Here is an 18303-nt window from a genome sequence, read left to right on the forward strand (position 1 = left end):
TTAATGAAGGAAACAGTCGTTTTCGTGCTTCTATAAGAGTTCATAGACTTATCGTATCATTTTATTGAATGAATTGAAACAGATATTTTCAGATACGGAGTGTATGAACGCCATACACTCCGTATCTGGCCTCACTCTCATCCCACACCTAAAGGAATGGGCTTTCCCGTTCGGATAAGTCTGTAATAGTCGTCCTCATGAGAGGGGGCGAAACGCTGCATCGATGTCATCGACAACCAGTCGATCTGCCTCGACCACGGCCTCTTCATCGGTCATGTACTCCTCAATATCATACTCTACATAAACTTTATCCCCTCCATGCATATCTTCCACCGATACCGATTCTTCTTCTATATTGACAATATCTAACGCCTCAGCCCGTTCGACGTGAAGGGTATACAACGCGTCATTCACTGCATCAGCTCCTTGTTCTTCAATCATATAGGTTGCTCGTGCTTCTGAAATATTCAAGGTGATACGATCCTCATCAGCCCCCAAAAAGTACGTCAGGATGGGGTCTTCCAATGGAATCGCCTCGTCATTTCTGTCCTCTCCGTCAGAGGAACTGCCCTCTGTTTCATCAGGCGGAGCTATGTCTGGAGCCTCTGGCGTCCCACAAGCAACTGTACCCAGAAGCAATGGGCAAACGGACATTAGCAACAGACGGTGGCGGGAACGTTTCTGTGGCATGTGAAGCCTCCTTTAAGGTTTGGTGGTTTTCGGGTAAACCCTTGTGTCAATGTAAGCGCTATTGGTTATTTTTATTTTAAGGGAGATTCTGCTAGTTTTCATGTCTTATGCTCAAGTATCAGATTGAGATGATGAAGTTCTAAACGGTGACGGAGGCAATGAGGATAATGGAGAGGTACAGTTAGGAAGCGCTTCTTTGTTTTAGGACATAGACCAGACTCATCAGGAGGATTTATCTCCATGCCCCATCCCCATAATCTCCTTTGTTGCCAAAAGTACTACTTTAATTTTATCCGAAAATCACCTAGACATCGACCCATCAAAGGAGTAACATAGCCATTCGTGATTAAAAAAGCTAAGGGAAAGGGGCGTGCCTACAATGCGCTTAAACTTCTCAAGAAACATGATCCTAACCGTATTTATGCTTGGAACATTTGCCATTGGGATGACAGAATACGTCGTGACAGGTTTACTGACACAGTTTGCTGCAGATTTAAACGTGGATGTGGCAACGACAGGATTGTTACTAAGTGTCTACGCCATTAGCGTAGCCATCTTTGGGCCACTCCTTCGTATGATAACGATCAAGTTTTCACCCAAGCCACTTCTCCTAGCGCTTATGGGTGTATTTATCATCAGCAATGTCATTGCTGCAACCGCACCAAACTTTGAGGTCTTACTACTATCCCGATTATTATCAGCAGCCATGCATGCACCATTTTTCGGTCTCTGTATGTCCTTGGCCGTTTACATTTCTGCACCTGAAAAGCGTACGGGTGCGATTGCTGCCGTTCAAGGTGGTCTCACGATCGCCGTCATGATAGGTGTTCCTTTCGGATCATTTCTGGGTGGAGCGCTTGACTGGAGGCTCGTCTTCTGGTTGATAGCTATCCTCGGGGTTTTGACGTTCATTGGCCTTTCGTTCGTTACCCCGAATGCCAAGCCAACGGAAGCTCCGCAATTGAAAAAAGAACTTGTTGGGGTCTTTAAAAATAAAAATGTCCTCATGGTGATGGCGGTGATTGTGTTTGGTTTTTCTGGGGTTTTCACCGCATATACGTTCAAAGAACCGATGCTTCGGGAATTTGCTGGTTTTGAGGTCATTGGCGTCACTGCCGGGTTATTTTTCTTCGGACTTGGTGGTGTCGTTGGAAACCTTGCTTCCGGCAAAATTCAACCGCTTCGCCTAACAGAATGGCTTATGGCATCCTTAGGCATGTTTGCCGTCGTACTTGCGCTGTTTACGTTCTTACTCCCATTCGCTCCCATGGCATTCGTGATGTGCTTCTTGTTTGGCGCAGGGACGTTTGGTGTCGTACCCATCTTGAATTCCAAGATTATTATAGGTGCGTCCGAAGCACCTTTCTTATCAGGCACTATTGCAGCCTCCGTCTTTAACTTGGCCAATGCCATCGGTGCAACTCTGGGAACCACTTTACTAAACGCCGGGTTGACGTATACCATGATCACCTTTGTAGCCGCAGGTATGATAATGTTTGGGATGTTCCTCACGGTTGTCACTCATAGCGTTGAAGACAAATCGTTATTTCAGGACACAGGAGATGCCGGGCCTTCTTGAGGCTCGGTTTTTATTTTCCTATGTCTTAGTGATCTCTTGGTTTAAGTTGTTCCTCTTTTAACCGCCACCTCGATGGGTTTCACATAGCGAAACAAATCCGGTGTTTTTTGAAACTCCTTCTACAATCATCTAAGGTGACCATGAAAAGAGAGGTGATGATTTGGCTGCTCTTATTGGAGCGTTCGCTGGAGGTTATGCCCGCAATGTGATCCCGTTTTGGCAACTATTTTTGTACTTCGCTATTTTTCTGGCCATCACCGTTTCGTTTCTTAAAATCATAGGAAAGAAATGGAGACAGGCAAAGGGGATCGACGAAGAAGCACTGAAGCCAAACATACGGGCAGAGCGCTTCTTGTTCAATTCCATCCTTGGTGCTACTCTTATTTTGTTTATAGTTGCCCTTGTTGTCAATCTACTGGCTGCTTCTTTTAACTGGGCGTGGATGGGGGTTCATTTGTTTGTGGTTTTCGTTGCCTTTGTCACGCGTGGCATCCATCTTAGGCGACTCTATCAACAGCAGGATGGCCGCTGACCTCTCAATTTGGACGTCAAAGATCCCTTAGCGGCTCACTAAGGGATGGGGGACAATACAGATCCTATTTATTTCACAATCTCTAACGAGTAAACCCGACTAACCGCAACATTCTGTAACTCAACTTACGGATCCCTATGAAACCTCGGTATAAGCCGATTTTACTATCTGAAAAATTCATGGGACCTGCGGTTAACATCGGTAAAATAAATGGATATCCCTGTGACTTGTTGGTTGTAGGGGACTTTAAGGATTGTCGCATATCCTGTCGGAAAGATCGCTCTTCTTGTCGGAGTGAAGCTCTATTTTGCCGAGATAGCTGCACTTTTTATATGCGGCTGAACCTCTCACCCCACCGCTAAGATTCCCGCTCCCCCTTCCCTAACACCTGCATTACTTGCCGCTGGGTGACTTCATTCTGCTTGGAAATCACGACGGTCAGGCCGGAGATGGAGCGCTGCAAATCTTTAATCACGGGTTCCAGTCGGACGAGCAAGTACGATGCGACAGCGATGGGAAAGCCTACGTTGGAAATCAGTTTGATCCATTCTTCCATGTTCATCACCTTTTCTTTGTGAAATTTTTAGAGGAGGAGGCGGATGGATGACTCATGCCCGCCTCCGGTTGGTGCGAGGAAACGTGCGGGGATAGTGCTAGGCCTAGGCGTCGAGTGTGATGGTTTCCACTTCGCGCGAGACGATGCGTGCGTCCATTTTGCTTTGGATGATCGCGGCGGTGCCGCTAAAGATGCGGTTGGCGATGAGCGTGTCCATGGCTTCGGCGATCTCTGCGCTCGTCAGTTCTGGCTTTGGGGACGGGATGCGGATGGTGACGATGGCGTTGTCTTCGTTGCGAAAGCGCAGTTCGAGTGTTTGCTCTTGCATAAAGGCTCCTCCTTTCTGCAGGGGTCATGACAATGGGGTTAGGCCATCAGGTAGCTGTTTTCGGAGAGGGTGACATCGGTGACGGGCAGGGAGCAAAGCGAGCGGAAGACGTCGGCAACGGCGAGGAGCTGTTCGAGGTCGGCGTCGGACTGGACAGCATAGCTGGAACGTCTCACAATCGGGTTGTCCTGTTCGTCAAAGCCTGCTTGCATCACGAGGCCAAGTCGAGTGGAAATCGGAAGTTTGCTTGTCATGGTCGTGCCTCCTTTCTGTAAAGGTAGGTAAGAAGGGGTGGCGCGAGCGCATTCACGGCCGGTGATGGGCGCTCGCTGCCTATGAAGTTGAAAAAAGCCCGTGGGTCCCCCACCGGCTATCTTTAGTATACCGCCGGGGGAAGAGAAAAGCAAGTTATTTCTCAATATTCCCAAAAAATATTTTACTATTCTTCTGAGCAGTGTACTGGATCTCATCAAAATTGGCGCACGCAATCACTTGCGCTCGATCGTGTGCGCTGACCATGCCTTCCTGAGCCAGAAGCACGTTCATTTCGCAAGCGGCCATGCTTTTATAGGAAACAAGACCTGGACGCTTCGGCAGCCGTTCCCCGTAGACCGAGCGCGGTGCGGGAGAGGGACGCGCTCCTCTCGTCGCTTCACATCCCTATTGAGAGGAAGAATGTTCACTCCTCTCAATAGGGATGGGTAATGGCGGTGCTGCTGATTTCGCTTCCTTATTGGGGCCTGGACTGATCCCGGCAATGTCTATAATCTTGGTTCCATTGTAAGCGCCGCATGAAATTAAACTAATTTCATGCGGTTTATTTCATTACTATAGAGTTATCTCCCAGCCCCTATGAGATTTATAATTTAAACAGACAATCAAGTAAAGGAACAGTGGAGCTGTGAGAAAAAAGCCACTCCAATAACGGATTATCATCAGATCGTCTTGATTTTTCGATCGCAGTGGCAATAAGTGTTGCGCCCATAAATATAATTAACACGATATAAAGAACAATGAGTCCAGGGCTATGCTTTGTTTTTTTTGACAAATGATTTAACCTCCAAGTTGATCAAACTTTCCTAAAGGAAATGTTAACACTTGTACTCATACAATTCTACTTATCTGTGAACACAATAATGAAAGCTTACGCAGGATGAGTTGAGCAGATGTCCTTCATCTAACAATGGGCAGCGTGTCTTAAAAAATCTACTTGCTTGATTCTAAATTAATAGGATACTTTCTAGCTGACTTAACTGCGCTAAAAATTGAGTAAACGTAAATCAGTGGCATTAAAACAATACCGATAACTATAGAGGCTAAAGCCCAAGAGACAATATAAATAGCGATGTGTACAAAACCTGCTAACCATTCCCTAACATAAATTTGTCCTAAACCTGATATTATTCAAGCAATATCATTAATGTAGGATGTAGCAAGAACACTTTAATACTATTTAAATATTGTAAGAGAGAAGACCTGTACTTCTTTTATTTAAAAAGATTTGTACCATCCTTTGACGTAGATATTTTGTACATGTGATAATATTGACGTGTTATTTTTATATTATACTATTGCCTCAATCCATGGATTCTTTGAATTCTATGCACTATCATCAGTTATCTCACTAGGTCTTACTGTAATTTTGTTGGTTATGCAATCAATAAGATACAGACAGATCGAGAAGATATTAAGTAATATTCCGCAAGCATTTAAAGAATTTATTTTAAAAAGAAGTCCTAAGATAATTATATTTCTCCTTATTGGAGCCATTCTTGAAGTTTACGTCTCTAACAGACTTTTTCTTTTGCTGGTAAACTAGAATTATGAATGAAGCATTTTACTCGGGAGGTATACCTAGTGGTTAAATACGATTTTAAAGAACACATGAGTGATTTTAAAGAGAACGAATTAACTGTTAACGATGAAAACGGTTTAGAGGCAATGAAATTGTCGCTATTCTATAAGAGTAAACTTGAGGAAATAGGGACTCGTTACTTTGGCGTCTTGACACGAGGATTAAGTAGAAAATTTAATATAAAAGCTGAAACGCCAGATGTCGAGTTCCTTTTTTGCCAACAACCTATAAGAAAAAACCTAGTTCACACAAAATGGGACATTTATAAAGACCAAAAACAAATTGGTGTCCTTTCGACTGTCATGGAGATTAAAAACCAAATCAAAATGCATGTAATCTTGTCAGATGAGGAACAAATGACATTTCAAAAAGCACGCTATTCTAAAGAAACAACCGGATGGGTTGATGGTCAGAATGTGTTCCGTGCAAATTCAAGTTTGTTTAATCTGGCTCAGGAGCATACAGTTGAACTGCAGCCAGATCAAGACCCGGTCTTTGCAATTGGGGCATTTCACGTATTGCAAACGTTCCTTTCCACTCGATAATAGTAAAATCCTGCAGATGAGCATAACATGCACGTTTGCGGGATTATTGACTACAGAGTTATGCAAAGTTTTGCGCATAAAGTAGGTGGTCGTTTAGAAACTGCCCTCTCCGAGCACGACTAAACCAAGCACCGGGAGCGCAAGCCCTGCTGCAAGCAAAGCTATAGTCTAGAATACGTGCTGGGTGAAGGGCACTCCAGACAGGAGCGAGGTCGGCGTCGGACTGGACAGCATAGCTGGAACGTCTCACAATCGGGTTGTCCTATTCTTCAAAGCCCGCTTGCATCACGAGGCCAAGTCGAGTGGAAATCGGAAGTTTGTTTGCTATAGTGGAGCCTCCTTTCTATAAAATTGGGTAAGAGGGGTGGCGCGAGCGCATTCACGGCCGGTGATGGGCGCTCGCTGCCTATGAAGTTGAAAAAAGCCCGTGGGTCCCCCACCGGCTATCTTTAGTATACCGCCGGGAAAGATAAAAGCAAGTTATTTCTCAATATTACCAAATGATAATTTACTATTCTTCTAAGCCCTCGAATTGTTCCCGGAAAAAGGCCCAGCCGTCCGGTGTCCAGTCGATCACGTAGACAGTCTCTTGTTCGGCGTCGGAATCGAAAAGGGCGATGGCTTCTACGGACGTGTACTGGATCTCATCAAAATTGGCGCACGCAATGACTTGCGCTCGATCGTGTGCGTTGACCATGCCTTCCTGAGCCAGAAGCACGTTCATTTCGCAAGCGGCCATGCTTTTATAGGAAACAGGACTTGGACGCATCGGCAGTCGTTCCCCGTAGACCGAGCGCGGGGCGGGAGAGGGACTCGCTCCTTTCGTCGCTTCAGCTTCACATCCCTGAACCGTGAACGACGTCACCGTAGCCGTCAGAAAGTCGCTAAACGCCTCAGCCAGTGCTTTCTCCGCCCGAAAAAGGAGCTTGTACGCACCGGCGGCATTCACAATATGGACGCGCTCGCCTCCGTAGTCATATGCGGCTTTCTGCATAAGGTCGAGCCGGCGCAGCGCGCTACGCACATGAATGATTTGCAGGGCGTCACAAAGATCTTTCGCAACAAACCAGACGTCACTGCCACACCGGACAACGCGAATCTCCATGTCCTCATAGTTTACGGATACCTCTATTGCTCGCATGGCTGTTCCCCCTCCATTTTGATTAAAAATGAAATTCACGGTCAATCGTTTCGTCGTCGCCGAGTTCTTCCTCGCCGAACGTAATCCCTTCCTCGACACGCTCCCGCTTTCGCATGTGTTTCGCAAATAAATCGAGCTGTAGGGACTCCATCGACACACGCACGGTTTCATCTGGACGAAAGCGTCGGAGGGTGATGAGGTTGTCGTTGTTGAGTTCAATGTCCGACAGCACAATTTGAACCGATTGGTACCACTGTTCTTTGCGCGTTTTGTTGAGGATCTCAATTTTCTTGATGCTGGCATGCAGGGTGGATTCCATAAATATCCTCCTCTCGTTGGCAGCAAGAACCGGCTTTCCTTGCTCGATAGACAGCGACTCGCAGGCCATCGACCCGTTCCATGCCTTCTTGTAAATGGACGGTGGCATCCCTCATCGCTTCGTGGAGGTAGCCGCGCCACTGGTCCAGCCCCGCCTCGTCGAGTTCGTCGATGGAGCGATGGATGAGCTCAGCCATGCGCAGATCGAGGGAGGCGAGATACAGATGATCCACAAGCTCAATGAATTCTTCCTGGACAGCGTCGCAAGTGGCCGTTGTCATCATCCCCTCGTCACCTCAATCCTTTTCGCCGTGCCGAGATGGGCCTCGACGTTTTTTAACACATTGGCTCCTTGCTTGAAGGCTCCAACTTGCGTGCCGTCAATGCGTAGCCGGTAAAGACTGGAGGGGGAGGAGGTCTGGGTTTTTGGCTTCAGCTTGAAATGCGCGATGAGTCCGTCGACGTGCCCCTGGGAAATGGCGTTGATCGTGCTTGTTGATTTCAAGAGACGAGCGTCCTGGGCGTGGTCGATAAACAGGTTTTCCGTGAGAACCGCCGACATCTTCGTTTCTCGGAGCACCGCGAAATTGGCGGTTTTTCGGCCGCGGTCGCGGACGTTTGCAAGCTGCCCGACAATTCCCCGATGCATCGCGGACTGAAAGCGAATCGTGGCTTGCGGCGTGACGGGGTGAATGAACGTCTCAACGCCTGTCCCCCCGCCAGCATTGACGTGAATAGACACAAAGACATTCGCGCCCCAGCTATTGGCGATCCGGGCCCGCTCGGAGAGGGCGACGAAGATGTCTGTGCTTCGCGTCATGCGCGTGTCGCATTCATAGTTGGTGAGTCGTTTCTCCACTTCTTTGGCGATGGCAAGGACAAGGTCTTTTTCCCTCAGTCCGTGGCCAACTGCTCCTGGATCTCTTCCGCCATGGCCGGCGTCAAGAATGATTTTCGGTCGTGTCATGGTCATTCGCTCCTTTTTTAAAAGTTAAAGTAAGTGGCGTATACGGCGGTCCGTGCCTGTCACTTTTAGCGACTTCGTGTTGTACATCAGTCGGGAAAAGTTGCGTTCGCCGACTCTCATGCGCAAGCTCCCCCCGTCAAGGTTGGTGGTGTAAATCGTAGGCTTGCCAATGCGCATGTCGATGATTTGAAAGATGACCGACGTGGCCCAGCTTCCACCCTCGCTGCCTCTGTGCTCCGCGCCTAAGTCGTCAAGCGCTAAGATTTCGGTTTGGATGAGCGCCTCTAACACCTCGTCCTCGGAGGCGTCCGCGTCTTTTTTGTAGGTCGCTTTCAATTTCGTTAAGAGGGCGGGCACAGAGACGAAAATGCCCGAGTGCCCCGCCGAGATCAGCTGGTGAAGAACAGAAAGAGCCAGATGAGATTTCCCCAAGCCGTACGAGCCCGAAAGAAGGAGGTTCTGAGGCTTGTCCTTGGTGAAATTGTTGGCATAGTCCATCGCGACAAGCTTGGCTTCCTGCTGCGATTGGTTCTCGGGAACATAGGTGTCAAAGGTGGCCGTTGTCTGACTCTCATTCAGTGTGCTGTGATGCTGGAACCATTCCTCCTGCTTCAGCTGAATGCGCCGCGTGCGTCTCCCTTTGATTTGGGCGGCGATAGCAAGATCCTCGCATTTGCAGCCGTAGGGGAGGTCTTTTTCCATGCCTTTGTCTCTGCCGCCAATAATTTTCGTACGCCGGATCGTAACGGTCTCGAGGCAACCGTCACACGTGTAGCGCGAGACGATGCTAGAATCCGAGTTTTGAGTCTGGAATAAGAAAAGCAGTTCCTGCAATGTGTTCACCTCCTTTCAGGCGCGGTCTGGAAAAGGAACCCCTGGCAGGATCAAGGGCGTGGACATCCGCCAACTGCCGTGCCCCTTTCTCGCGCCAGTCCCACAGCAAGGAGGACGCATAGCGCCAGCGAGGGGCGCCGTTTTCCACACTGCGGTGAATGGCTTCCATGACGACTTCTTTCGGCGAATCAAACGCCCGGCCGCTGCACCACTCCTCAATGGCTCGCTGCGAGCGAGAGGAGAGCGGTTCGAAAGCTTGTTCCTCACAATAGCGTAGCACCTCACTTACACCAGCGGCGGCTGCTTTTGTAGGGTTTGGTGTTGTATGGTTTTGTTTAACTAATGGTTGCACACCCTGGTGCAGATCCTGTTTCACATCCTGTTGCATACCTTGTTCCTTACCTTGTTGCGTATCCTGTTGCACATCTATGTACGCAACCTCTTGTGAATCCTCAAGCGAAAAGTCATTCAGTTCTTCGTGCGAGCGATCTGACAGTGGCTGGTGTGATGATCGGTCTAGGTGAGGGGTATCTGGTCGTTCAATCGGCTTATGTGGTGGATACTCTAAGGAGTGATCTTGATATGACTTCGCGGACTCGTAAGCAACAAGCAAGGATTGCATTTGGTAAACGGCCGCTTTGCCTGGGCGATGGGCAACTTCGATATACCCTTTATGGATTAACTCTTTACGAGCTCTGAATAGCTGACTTTTTGAAAGGCCCGTCTTCCCCAATAGGATGGAGGAGGATACGGTAAATGAGGGTTTCCAACCTGTTCGGTTACACACGTTCATTAACGAATGCCAGAGCGCAGTCGCGCCGGTGCTGCACGGATTGGTTTCTTGCCAAATGTAGTAAGCATTTATCTCAGCAATATAGTTCATAATGATCCTCCCTTACCTGTGTAGAAAGCGTTTTCATTAAATGGATAATTGAACGGCGGCGAGCGAGTCCTTCGAGCCATGGCGAAAAGGCCTCTAGTTCTTCATTCGGGGCGGGCGCTTCCCACCTCTTCTCGGTACGCCATCAATGTCATCGGGTCGGGGGTCGGGCCACAAGTTGCGACAGTTTCCGCCTACGACTTTCGTAATCGATCGCTGCGTCTGAAGAGACGGACGTTTCTTGCCGTTTTCAACTTTGGAGTAAAACCCTTGGGACAAATTTGCTTCAAGCGCCACGTCAATTTGCTTCTTGTTCTTAGCCTCGCGAAGTTCAATTAACAGTACGTTTTTCCCGGACATATCATCCCGACCTTTCCCATTATTTAATTTTAAAGGTGATTCTTAAAACCTATTTTACAGTTAGAATATAGGCTTGGCAAGTAGTATTTTAAATATTCCCAATAAAAGTTCAATATTCCCAATAGAGCCTGAGACGATCGAAAAGAGAGGGGGCTCTTTCCTCTTTTATCGCACGGGGAGGCGGGTGATTTTAGGGCTTGGGGCGGATTTTCGATAGGTTGGAGGTTGGGAAATATGGAGTGTACGTTTTTGAGACCATTAGTCAGTAAAAAGAGGCGAGCGTCTACCAATGGGTAGTGCTTGCCTTTTTCCTTTTATCAACATGTGGATGGATTTCATGCTCAGTCATGGCGGTGGGGGGATGGAGTGATACGCAAGCGATGTTGCCGGATGCAAATGCCGAGGCAGCGAACAGAAGCTGGGGAAAAGCTCCTCTTTTATGTTTATAAGATTAAAAAAGCAGGTATAGTCCTACAACTTTTGAAAGAGGTCATTTCATGTTTACCGAGCCGTCTCCCGTGATGAAGTACGTGAAGGTCGTTGCCATTGTGGTCTCAGTAATCACCTTGATACTTTCGATTACTGCAGCTGTTTCCCCTATGTTTCTGGCGGGATCGTTGCTGTTTGTCTACTAACGGTGATCGTGACTAGGATGTCACTACAGGTAAGAAATAGGTGAGTAATCGGGATTAAGGATGCGTAATTTTATGGGTTATGTCCTCAAAAACTCAAAGGAACCCCAAAAGCAGCCACCACAATCATAGGGTAAACAGCCGCTGCGATCCTTGCGAAAACCGGATAATGAAAGTCATCGGCATGATGGTGTGTTGTCACGTATGGAGGCCACAAAACCAGTGCACCAAGCACCGATACAAACACATTTAAAAGCACCAATCCAGTACTGAAAAGAACGATCCCCGAACCGATCAACCCATAATAGCTAGGGCTATGAAAAGGAACCTTCTTTGCTATCCACTCACGTTTGTTGGAAATGGGGACCACATCCTTTAAGTAGTCTGTTCAAGGCGATTGCCTTTAAACAAAAAATACAAAATCAGGGTAATAAAACTTAGCTTTTAATCTTGCTCAGGAGCATACAATTGAAATTCAGCCAGATCAAGACCCGGTCTTTGCGATTGGAGCGTTCCATGTGCTGCAAACGTTTCTTTCCAGATGATGGCAGAAAAATCCCGACAATAAGCATAAAATTCACGTTTGCGGGATCTTATAAGGATTGCTCCCACGTTTAATGGGGTTATTTTTCTCTCAACAAAACGGAAAAAGCTCCGGCAGAGAACGTGAGAGCAATGATCTTGCGTGCATCTTCTAGTTGTTTTTTTAAGGCCTGGCCTTCTTTTATAGATAGACTTTAAAAAAGAAAGTGAATCAAATGGAAATTACCGTGTACACTCAAACGGGTTGCGGCTTTTGTAAGTTTTTTAAAATCTGGCTCAGAAACAACAGGAGGTTATCCAATGAAAAAAAAAGAAAAGAAGTCCTTAAAAATATTATTATTGAATGGTCTAGTTTTACTAACCGGTATACTATTTTTAGTTACTCTAGTTTATAACCTACTAATGGAAGGATTCAACTGGGCTCTAACTATATTTATGGGTTTAGTTTTTATATGGGTTAGTTTTTGGCGCTTAATAAGAAAGAGAAAAGAAGCCCAATAATTTGATCCCTTAGACAATAAGAATAAACATTGATCTTCTCCCTGCCCAATGGATTGGAGTTCCTCTTAGAAACTTAGAAAAAGAGCATAATGAAAAATAACTCTAAATTTAAGGAGAGATATTATGCGTTTCCCCACATTTCTTTTATACTCAATAATTATCTTTACTGGCCTCTATTTTTTATTTAATTACATAATCAGGTATGAAATCAGTTTAGCATTAGTAATTATCGTTTTTATAGGAACGTTGATTTTATATCCAGTGATACATTCAAAAACCTGGCGGAAACAACAATGTTTCTCCTAAGACTTAACGCCCCAATCCTTGCTCCCGACCCTGCGTCCGCTAACACTGGTGCGTTTCTTTCTTCATCCTAACCGCCGCAACAACCCCCATGCGTACCCGATGCCACTGAAAAAGCCTTGAGAAAGAAGAACGGATACAAAAAACAAACGGGAGCCCGTTCTTCTTTTTGATATACTAGAAAGAACAAAGCATGGTTTAACGTCAACAGTAGCTTCAACTTTCAAAAAACATTTATCTGAAATGATTGTTTTGTTTTGACGCTCTTTAATCGTGTCAATTGTCTGATCCAATTCAGCAAAGCGGTTTTTATACGTCTTTGATCGCTCCCGTTCTGCCACCACTCGTTGGTGACGCGCTCATAGCGTTCACCCAGATCCGCATGAACTTGCCTTTTGAAACACCTATTCTAGCAAGTTTCACTAATAACCCTTAGGGTATCATACGAACAACAGCTTTTATCAAAAAGCCAGAAAGTCGGTGAGAGCAATGCCTAGGCGAAGCTGTAATCACTGTGGTGAAAACATTCATTTTATGACATTCTTTGCACGCTTGCATTGGTGGAGCCCTGTGAAGTGCAATCACTGTGGGCATCTCCATGCGATTTGGCGAAAGGGTCTTTGGGTACAAATCCCAACTTTTCTGGCTTGGATTTTGTCACTGCAACTCCTTACCAGGTGGGAAACAGACTTCCCTTGGGAAATTGTCGGGTTCGTGCTGGTTATTCCCACATTGGTCGTAATAGCAGTATTCTACCGGGTCGAGCCGGAATATGATGGACGAAAGAGGTCTAATCTTGCTGAGGGGAGAGGGTGAACATGTCAGACGATACGCTGGGCGTGTTAATTGGAGGAGCTTTGGTGCTTTTCGTGTACGGTGGGCTACACTGGTTTCTTAAAGGGAAGTACGGGAGGGCTGGTTTTCACCCGGACTGGATCACACCCGTCGCTCTCGTGGTCCTTCCGTTTGTTCTGGCGTTCTTTGCCGGTGCGATTCTTGAAAATCCTATGCTTATGATGCTTCCCATTCTTCTTAGTTTTGGGGTCGTGCCTCTGTGTGCGTTTTTAACTCTGGCAAAATGGATCGTTTTGGCTTTGAGAAAGAAAAACGCAGATGCATAAGGAGGCAAAGGGTTGTGTGAAAAGTCAGCTAAATTGTAAGGGGGGTTGATTGAGATGATCACTGCTGTTGCCTTTGTTCTTTTGATTGCCAGTTGGGGGTTGCTTATCTTTAGCATCATTAACCAAGATTCAACATCCGCGTTTAAAGTTAGTGGGATAGCCTTGCTGTCTTCTACCGTTTATTTTGGAGGCGGGATGTTGTATGCCGCGTATAATGGAAGTCAAGGGACAGCTTATGGGGTCGTAATTTTGTCTTTTGTGATCATTCTTAATGGATTCATTTTGCTTATCGTTGCTTCTATTCTTAAAGCGAAGAGTGGAATGTAACCAATTGTTCTGGAGTTTTTTTAATTCATTATGCGATTCTGAGCACTTAGACTGATAAAGGGATGTTAAGAGAAACGTCATTTTCTTTGCGACGGCTTGCACTGAACACTCCGGTCAGAAGTCTGGAACAGCCCCCTTAAGTGTTCGGAAGCTATGAAAATTTTATCATACTTTTTTACTGGAGGTCGTTTGCTTGAACCTTGATAAAATTGGAGGGATCTATTATGAGGATTTTTCTCAATCCAGTTTTGCCTATAATTGCTGTAGCACTATTTTTGATCGCTCTTGTGACGAACTCCATTCCTTTTTTAACTGCTGCGGTCATCTTAATGGTTGTGCTTTTAACACGTAACGTTAGAGACAGACTAAGAAAAGGAGAAGTGTTTAGAGCTATATTGTCAGTGATTATAGTCGTAGTAGCAGTGGTTGCTGTGTTTCCATTGATCAATCGTTAGTCAAGGCCAGCAAGAAGTCAATAGAATCGATAAGTTTATTTTGGCCGTTCACTTCATAATATTTACCACCCATCCCTATTTCACTTTCAGCAATGAAAAAAACTTGGCGAGTCTGCGAATCCTTTCTAAAGACGACTACACTATATATCCAATCAATAGGTGGATCAGATACATGTTTCAAGTTCATATCTGAAGAAGCATCAAGGAAATGATCAATTTCGTTTTGTTCATCTAATATTACACTTTCCTCATTGACTTGATTTCCGCTATGCTCATAAATGATAAGTTCACTGATTTCTCCGAACTCATGATTCAGATCTGAAATTGCCTCTTCAAAAGTCGTGGACTTCATGGAGTTAATGGTAAGAAATATACCAACTCCAATAATAATGACCGAGATTAAAATTATCATCCACTTTTTCATAAATGGGCTGTGCCCCCTTCATGGTATATTCTTTCATCAGTAAATTTAGGATATTCTTATGCTAACATTGATTTCCAAGCCAAAAAAGAGTGTGACAAAAAGGGGGATAGGGAAATAAGCCATGGCTGCTTAAAGGCTAAAAATCCTGTCCCTCGTCGAAACAAAACAAAATTTAATACTAACGGTTAGGTTAGACCGTGCATCCTGTACATCCTGGACGCGTTCCTTTTCGAAGGGGAGAGGGTACCGATGGATCAGTCGTTCGGAGATCCCCATGAGCAGATTTTGTACGCCGTTTTGGAGTGCGTGCGGAAGCGGATTGTGAATAAGGATTAATGGTTGTTTTAGAGGAAAACTAGGTTTCACAGGTGATTCGGCAAGATTGATGGTCACATACCATTGATTGCTTTTTATACAACAACAGTTGTTTTAATAAGATACTAGTTGAGGTTATTGAAGTTATTGATTGATAAATCTGCGCACAAGGGAGTAAATAATAATGTGGAGAAAAACATATGATTATATAATTCTAGTGTCAGCAGTAATTATATTAATTGCACAAATCTCATCAGGTGACAGTAAGTGGTGGATAATAAGTCTAACAACAATCATAATCACTGTGACTATCTTCCGAATGATGTTAAAGAAAAATAAAACCGGAGCCACTTAGCTTGGGTTTTATCAGTAACTGCAGCAGTGCTTAAAAGGGGATATGCTTCTCTTGACTTAATCGTAGGAACCTTTTTCTTTCTAATAGGGGGTGCTGAACTCGCGTTTGGCCTTTCATACTTGCAAAACATGCCAACCAGTTAAATGAAGGAGCGTCCAAACAGGTAAGAAATCTCTCGTGGATCTTGGTCCCGGTTTTAGCAGTCCCTTTTTTCGGCTACGCTTTTTCCATTACCCATTCGGGTATTCACGTAGGACCTACCATTGCTATCATCGTCATTGTTGCAAGCTGGCTGTTCACGTTAAAAAAAGTGAGATCCGTCTTGCATTGAACTGTGCGACAGACCCTTCGGTGCCATTGTGCCGAAGGGTCTTTACGTGTGGTGATCACCCCTCCAAATCCAGCCACCCCGTATAATCCAAGCACAGAAGTACAAACTACTCCTAAAATCTTTGCACCTGCGTGTTTGGGCACAAGATAGAACAATGGGTGTCACATACAAGGTGACGAGATAGGGCTTCTATCGCCGGCATGCCCCACACTTTCTTGAGTGAAAGAAGGGAACATTCGATGCTCACTGCAACCGCCACGTTTATGATCAGCTGGACGGCTTTTTTGTTCGTCGCTGCTAAGGAGAAGTTTCCCCTGTATGTGCTCACGGGCTACGTAGGGATCATTTTTGCGCTGATTACGGATCTATTGATGTTTGTTTACCCTTTATGGGACTATCCAGGAACAAAGGCGGAAACCTTTAGCATTCAACTAATGAACGCGTTTGGGGTCTATTTTATCGTGATTTATTTCTTTCTCCAGTCATTGCCTAAAAGACGAACGATACGGTCGGTGGCCCTCCATATTTTTTGTTGGACGCTATTCGCTATTACCCTTGAACTATTTTATTTGTATATTGGCTTCATTGAACATGGTTTATGGTGGAACTTAGGCTTCTCCTATGCCGCTGATTGGATGTTGTTCCTGGTTTTCTACTTCCATCACAAGTGGGCATCGGTTCATTCATTACTATATGGGAAACATCCTTAGGAGCGTACACAGATGCAACCTACTTGGCAAGACGTTACCCGGTTCACACAGCAATTTAGAGATGCAAAAATGGAGTATTGGTTAAATGAGAATGTATGTAGCTTTAGTTGGTGGCTTCTTTTAGGTACAACGATTGGTAGTGTTGTTGTGTGGTTGATCATTTTAGACAAGAAACGAATCGTCGAGATTGTGATGTACGGATTTTTTATCGCAACGACAGCGATAATGGCCGATGTAGTCGGGGTGTGGTTGGGGCTTTGGCATTACCCAACGACGTTAACACCTGTTGCTTTAACGGTTGAAATCCATAAGGTGCAAATGCCGATTATTTATATGATGATTTACCAATATTTCAGGACGTGGAAAGCATTTATTCTTGCTTCTACTGTGAATGCGGTTGTTTTCTCGTTTCTGTTGGAGCCTTTATTAATAAGGCTACAGATCTACGAAACGTATCATTGGAAGCATCTCTATTCCTTCTTTCCTTATATCTTGATCGCCGTTGCTTTCAAGTACATCCTGCATCGACTCAAGCAACTGGACAAGCATTATGACTAGGGAGTTCTAGAAAAGTGTAGACTGTCCTAACGAATGTGAAGCTCCTCTTTAAACGTTCCAATGGTTCCATCCGCATGGAACTGGGGAAGGTCATTAGCTAAACTAAGCGTTACAAGAGGAGTTAGCGCAGACGGAGGAGCTTCAGTCCGACAAGAGGAAGGCTCGTACGATAAGAGGGATGTCAATCCGGAAGAGGGCATACCGACAGGGGCCGTGACCACTCCCGGCTTCACCCCTACCAATAAGCAAGACAAGTTCCATTCGTCCACTCATGAGGGTCTTGCTCATTCTTTTGTACGGTAAACGAAGGATGGAGGGGAGGATTTCCATTAGTTTAAAAATAGAGATACGACTCCTGGAATAAGAAACAACGCAGCTAGAAAAGACATTCCAATAAAACCTGCTGCCCCTACCGTTCCTTCGGGAGTCTTGTACTCGTCTAAGCCGAATAAAAAGATTGAAAGGCCAGCTGATAAGTTATATCCAATCTCGAGCCACTCATTTCTCCTATCCCCATATTCAAGCGTAATGCTCTGGTAAAAGGCCAGTATTATAAAAACGATTGTCATTCCCAAAAAGGCAAACATAGTCATCCTCAGTTTGCTCATGTGCATCCTCCCCTTATGCAAAAACCTATACCCTTCTCCACATAATAGAAACATCTCAAGGATACATTTGTTTCAGCATTGAAACAAATGGGAACAGTCAAACCAAGGAGAAGTGTTGTGACTAATGGTGCGCACATACTGATCGAAGCCAATCTGTAGTATTAGAGAGGACCTTCTACAAACCTAGTCGCCGATCACAGGTAAGCGCATTTCAAGGGGTGTGTCATATGAAAGAGCGTAGACGCTGCAATTTCTGCGGGGAAGTGATCTCTCTATGGGGAGTCGCACGTTCTAACTGGAATCGTGTGAAATGTCCAAAGTGTAAAGAGGAAAATAAAATAACTGCAAAAACGCAGAGAGTTTCTTGGATACTTGTTGTTTTTTACTTTATTAGCATTATTTTCATCAACGTATTTACAGAAAGTATTCCAGAAGGTCTTGGTTATCTTGCACCGTTGCTAGCATTATTTGCAGTGCTTTACGTGGCAAACTTTGAAGTAGAAGACAAGAGGGAGGGGGATTAGCCTCTCGTTTA

At 45.3% G+C, this 18303-nt stretch carries 23 protein-coding genes; 10 read left to right on the forward strand and 13 right to left on the reverse strand.

Features of this window, described 5'->3' with window-relative positions; genetic code table 11:
• Nucleotides 1–195: 195 nt before the first annotated feature.
• Nucleotides 196–690: a hypothetical protein gene (locus tag AVZ68_RS04830; protein WP_059103408.1), complete on the reverse strand. Its 495-nt coding sequence runs from the start codon at nucleotides 688–690 to the stop codon at nucleotides 196–198.
• Between the two features lie 379 nt (nucleotides 691–1069).
• On the opposite strand from AVZ68_RS04830, the gene AVZ68_RS04835 reads away from it, so the two are divergent.
• Complete coding sequence (locus AVZ68_RS04835; protein WP_059103409.1) at nucleotides 1070–2269, forward strand: MFS transporter; 1200 nt, start codon at nucleotides 1070–1072, stop codon at nucleotides 2267–2269.
• A 160-nt stretch (nucleotides 2270–2429) separates the two neighbouring features.
• The gene (locus AVZ68_RS04840) at nucleotides 2430–2801 is read left to right on the forward strand and encodes a hypothetical protein (protein WP_059103410.1); all 372 of its coding nucleotides are present in this window, start codon (nucleotides 2430–2432) and stop codon (nucleotides 2799–2801) included.
• 358 nt (nucleotides 2802–3159) lie between these two features.
• Here the strand turns inward: AVZ68_RS04840 and AVZ68_RS20825 are convergent, their stop codons facing one another.
• The 3 genes from AVZ68_RS20825 to AVZ68_RS20465 all read right to left on the reverse strand — a co-directional run bounded on the left by AVZ68_RS20825 (nucleotide 3160) and on the right by AVZ68_RS20465 (nucleotide 3939).
• Complete coding sequence (locus tag AVZ68_RS20825) at nucleotides 3160–3357, reverse strand: YvrJ family protein (protein WP_059103411.1); 198 nt, start codon at nucleotides 3355–3357, stop codon at nucleotides 3160–3162.
• 103 nt (nucleotides 3358–3460) lie between these two features.
• Nucleotides 3461–3685, reverse strand: a complete 225-nt coding sequence (locus AVZ68_RS04850; RefSeq protein ID WP_059103412.1) for a DUF2922 domain-containing protein — start codon at nucleotides 3683–3685, stop codon at nucleotides 3461–3463.
• 38 nt (nucleotides 3686–3723) lie between these two features.
• Nucleotides 3724–3939, reverse strand: a complete 216-nt coding sequence (locus tag AVZ68_RS20465; RefSeq protein ID WP_059103413.1) for a DUF1659 domain-containing protein — start codon at nucleotides 3937–3939, stop codon at nucleotides 3724–3726.
• 1603 nt (nucleotides 3940–5542) lie between these two features.
• Here AVZ68_RS20465 and AVZ68_RS04860 point away from each other — a divergent pair.
• Nucleotides 5543–6085, forward strand: a complete 543-nt coding sequence (locus AVZ68_RS04860; RefSeq protein WP_059103414.1) for a tubby C-terminal domain-like protein — start codon at nucleotides 5543–5545, stop codon at nucleotides 6083–6085.
• 511 nt (nucleotides 6086–6596) lie between these two features.
• Here AVZ68_RS04860 and AVZ68_RS04865 read toward each other — a convergent pair.
• From AVZ68_RS04865 to AVZ68_RS04895, 7 genes are all read right to left on the reverse strand, one after another.
• The gene (locus tag AVZ68_RS04865; protein WP_059103415.1) at nucleotides 6597–7226 is read right to left on the reverse strand and encodes a BRO-N domain-containing protein; all 630 of its coding nucleotides are present in this window, start codon (nucleotides 7224–7226) and stop codon (nucleotides 6597–6599) included.
• 22 nt (nucleotides 7227–7248) lie between these two features.
• Nucleotides 7249–7545, reverse strand: a complete 297-nt coding sequence (locus AVZ68_RS20470) for a hypothetical protein (RefSeq protein WP_059103416.1) — start codon at nucleotides 7543–7545, stop codon at nucleotides 7249–7251.
• Complete coding sequence (locus AVZ68_RS04875) at nucleotides 7508–7828, reverse strand: hypothetical protein (protein WP_059103417.1); 321 nt, start codon at nucleotides 7826–7828, stop codon at nucleotides 7508–7510. Before AVZ68_RS04875 ends, AVZ68_RS20470 begins: the two co-directional genes overlap by 38 nt.
• Entirely contained in the window at nucleotides 7825–8511 is a 687-nt protein-coding gene (locus AVZ68_RS04880) for an N-acetylmuramoyl-L-alanine amidase family protein (protein WP_059103418.1), read from the reverse strand. Before AVZ68_RS04880 ends, AVZ68_RS04875 begins: the two co-directional genes overlap by 4 nt.
• Before the next feature lie 24 nt (nucleotides 8512–8535).
• On the reverse strand, nucleotides 8536–9345 hold the full coding sequence (locus tag AVZ68_RS04885; protein ID WP_245628057.1) for an ATP-binding protein: 810 nt from the start codon (nucleotides 9343–9345) through the stop codon (nucleotides 8536–8538).
• Nucleotides 9299–10228: a DnaD domain protein gene (locus tag AVZ68_RS04890; RefSeq protein ID WP_059103419.1), complete on the reverse strand. Its 930-nt coding sequence runs from the start codon at nucleotides 10226–10228 to the stop codon at nucleotides 9299–9301. Before AVZ68_RS04890 ends, AVZ68_RS04885 begins: the two co-directional genes overlap by 47 nt.
• 93 nt (nucleotides 10229–10321) lie before the next feature.
• A complete protein-coding gene (locus tag AVZ68_RS04895) occupies nucleotides 10322–10585 on the reverse strand; it encodes a helix-turn-helix domain-containing protein (protein ID WP_059103420.1) in 264 nt (87 codons plus the stop codon).
• 497 nt (nucleotides 10586–11082) lie between these two features.
• Here AVZ68_RS04895 and AVZ68_RS20130 point away from each other — a divergent pair, with 497 nt between their 5' ends.
• The 4 genes from AVZ68_RS20130 (at nucleotide 11083) to AVZ68_RS04925 (ending at nucleotide 14012) form a co-directional block, all read left to right on the forward strand.
• The gene (locus AVZ68_RS20130) at nucleotides 11083–11220 is read left to right on the forward strand and encodes a hypothetical protein (RefSeq protein WP_157404581.1); all 138 of its coding nucleotides are present in this window, start codon (nucleotides 11083–11085) and stop codon (nucleotides 11218–11220) included.
• Between the two features lie 840 nt (nucleotides 11221–12060).
• A complete protein-coding gene (locus AVZ68_RS04905) occupies nucleotides 12061–12261 on the forward strand; it encodes a hypothetical protein (RefSeq protein WP_059103422.1) in 201 nt (66 codons plus the stop codon).
• A gap of 1121 nt (nucleotides 12262–13382) precedes the next feature.
• The gene (locus AVZ68_RS04920) at nucleotides 13383–13685 is read left to right on the forward strand and encodes a hypothetical protein (protein WP_059103425.1); all 303 of its coding nucleotides are present in this window, start codon (nucleotides 13383–13385) and stop codon (nucleotides 13683–13685) included.
• A 54-nt stretch (nucleotides 13686–13739) separates the two neighbouring features.
• Entirely contained in the window at nucleotides 13740–14012 is a 273-nt protein-coding gene (locus AVZ68_RS04925; protein WP_059103426.1) for a hypothetical protein, read from the forward strand.
• Nucleotides 14013–14456: 444 nt separating this feature from the next.
• Here AVZ68_RS04925 and AVZ68_RS04935 read toward each other — a convergent pair whose 3' ends face one another.
• Entirely contained in the window at nucleotides 14457–14891 is a 435-nt protein-coding gene (locus AVZ68_RS04935) for a hypothetical protein (RefSeq protein ID WP_059103428.1), read from the reverse strand.
• Nucleotides 14892–16131: 1240 nt separating this feature from the next.
• On the opposite strand from AVZ68_RS04935, the gene AVZ68_RS04940 reads away from it, so the two are divergent.
• Together AVZ68_RS04940 and AVZ68_RS04945 are read left to right on the forward strand one after the other, a co-directional pair.
• Nucleotides 16132–16602: a CBO0543 family protein gene (locus AVZ68_RS04940; RefSeq protein ID WP_059103429.1), complete on the forward strand. Its 471-nt coding sequence runs from the start codon at nucleotides 16132–16134 to the stop codon at nucleotides 16600–16602.
• A gap of 12 nt (nucleotides 16603–16614) precedes the next feature.
• Entirely contained in the window at nucleotides 16615–17160 is a 546-nt protein-coding gene (locus AVZ68_RS04945) for a CBO0543 family protein (protein ID WP_059103430.1), read from the forward strand.
• A 329-nt stretch (nucleotides 17161–17489) separates the two neighbouring features.
• Here AVZ68_RS04945 and AVZ68_RS04955 read toward each other — a convergent pair whose 3' ends face one another.
• Nucleotides 17490–17768, reverse strand: coding sequence for a hypothetical protein (locus AVZ68_RS04955; protein WP_059103432.1), 279 nt, complete (start codon nucleotides 17766–17768; stop codon nucleotides 17490–17492).
• Nucleotides 17769–17995: 227 nt separating this feature from the next.
• On the opposite strand from AVZ68_RS04955, the gene AVZ68_RS04960 reads away from it, so the two are divergent.
• Complete coding sequence (locus tag AVZ68_RS04960; protein ID WP_059103433.1) at nucleotides 17996–18292, forward strand: hypothetical protein; 297 nt, start codon at nucleotides 17996–17998, stop codon at nucleotides 18290–18292.
• Nucleotides 18293–18303: the final 11 nt, after the last annotated feature.

Source organism: Shouchella shacheensis, from assembly GCF_001484965.1.
In the GTDB taxonomy this organism is placed as follows: Bacteria; Bacillota; Bacilli; order Bacillales; family Bacillaceae_D; genus Shouchella; species Shouchella shacheensis.

Excerpts from the sequence above, each read along its gene's own strand:
- AVZ68_RS04925 (WP_059103426.1), top strand. The coding sequence starts at position 13,740 with ATGATCACTGCTGTTGCCTTTGTTCTTTTGATTGCCAGTTGGGGGTTG.
- AVZ68_RS04960 (WP_059103433.1), top strand. The coding sequence starts at position 17,996 with ATGAAAGAGCGTAGACGCTGCAATTTCTGCGGGGAAGTGATCTCTCTA.
- AVZ68_RS04920 (WP_059103425.1), top strand. The coding sequence starts at position 13,383 with ATGTCAGACGATACGCTGGGCGTGTTAATTGGAGGAGCTTTGGTGCTT.
- AVZ68_RS04880 (WP_059103418.1), bottom strand. The coding sequence starts at position 8,511 with ATGACACGACCGAAAATCATTCTTGACGCCGGCCATGGCGGAAGAGAT.
- AVZ68_RS04955 (WP_059103432.1), bottom strand. The coding sequence starts at position 17,768 with ATGAGCAAACTGAGGATGACTATGTTTGCCTTTTTGGGAATGACAATC.
- AVZ68_RS20825 (WP_059103411.1), bottom strand. The coding sequence starts at position 3,357 with ATGGAAGAATGGATCAAACTGATTTCCAACGTAGGCTTTCCCATCGCT.
- AVZ68_RS04850 (WP_059103412.1), bottom strand. The coding sequence starts at position 3,685 with ATGCAAGAGCAAACACTCGAACTGCGCTTTCGCAACGAAGACAACGCC.
- AVZ68_RS04895 (WP_059103420.1), bottom strand. The coding sequence starts at position 10,585 with ATGTCCGGGAAAAACGTACTGTTAATTGAACTTCGCGAGGCTAAGAAC.
- AVZ68_RS04830 (WP_059103408.1), bottom strand. The coding sequence starts at position 690 with ATGCCACAGAAACGTTCCCGCCACCGTCTGTTGCTAATGTCCGTTTGC.
- AVZ68_RS04890 (WP_059103419.1), bottom strand. The coding sequence starts at position 10,228 with ATGAACTATATTGCTGAGATAAATGCTTACTACATTTGGCAAGAAACC.
- AVZ68_RS04875 (WP_059103417.1), bottom strand. The coding sequence starts at position 7,828 with ATGATGACAACGGCCACTTGCGACGCTGTCCAGGAAGAATTCATTGAG.
- AVZ68_RS04835 (WP_059103409.1), top strand. The coding sequence starts at position 1,070 with ATGCGCTTAAACTTCTCAAGAAACATGATCCTAACCGTATTTATGCTT.
- AVZ68_RS04905 (WP_059103422.1), top strand. The coding sequence starts at position 12,061 with ATGAAAAAAAAAGAAAAGAAGTCCTTAAAAATATTATTATTGAATGGT.
- AVZ68_RS20470 (WP_059103416.1), bottom strand. The coding sequence starts at position 7,545 with ATGGAATCCACCCTGCATGCCAGCATCAAGAAAATTGAGATCCTCAAC.
- AVZ68_RS04945 (WP_059103430.1), top strand. The coding sequence starts at position 16,615 with ATGCAACCTACTTGGCAAGACGTTACCCGGTTCACACAGCAATTTAGA.
- AVZ68_RS04865 (WP_059103415.1), bottom strand. The coding sequence starts at position 7,226 with ATGCGAGCAATAGAGGTATCCGTAAACTATGAGGACATGGAGATTCGC.
- AVZ68_RS20130 (WP_157404581.1), top strand. The coding sequence starts at position 11,083 with ATGTTTACCGAGCCGTCTCCCGTGATGAAGTACGTGAAGGTCGTTGCC.
- AVZ68_RS20465 (WP_059103413.1), bottom strand. The coding sequence starts at position 3,939 with ATGACAAGCAAACTTCCGATTTCCACTCGACTTGGCCTCGTGATGCAA.
- AVZ68_RS04940 (WP_059103429.1), top strand. The coding sequence starts at position 16,132 with ATGCTCACTGCAACCGCCACGTTTATGATCAGCTGGACGGCTTTTTTG.
- AVZ68_RS04935 (WP_059103428.1), bottom strand. The coding sequence starts at position 14,891 with ATGAAAAAGTGGATGATAATTTTAATCTCGGTCATTATTATTGGAGTT.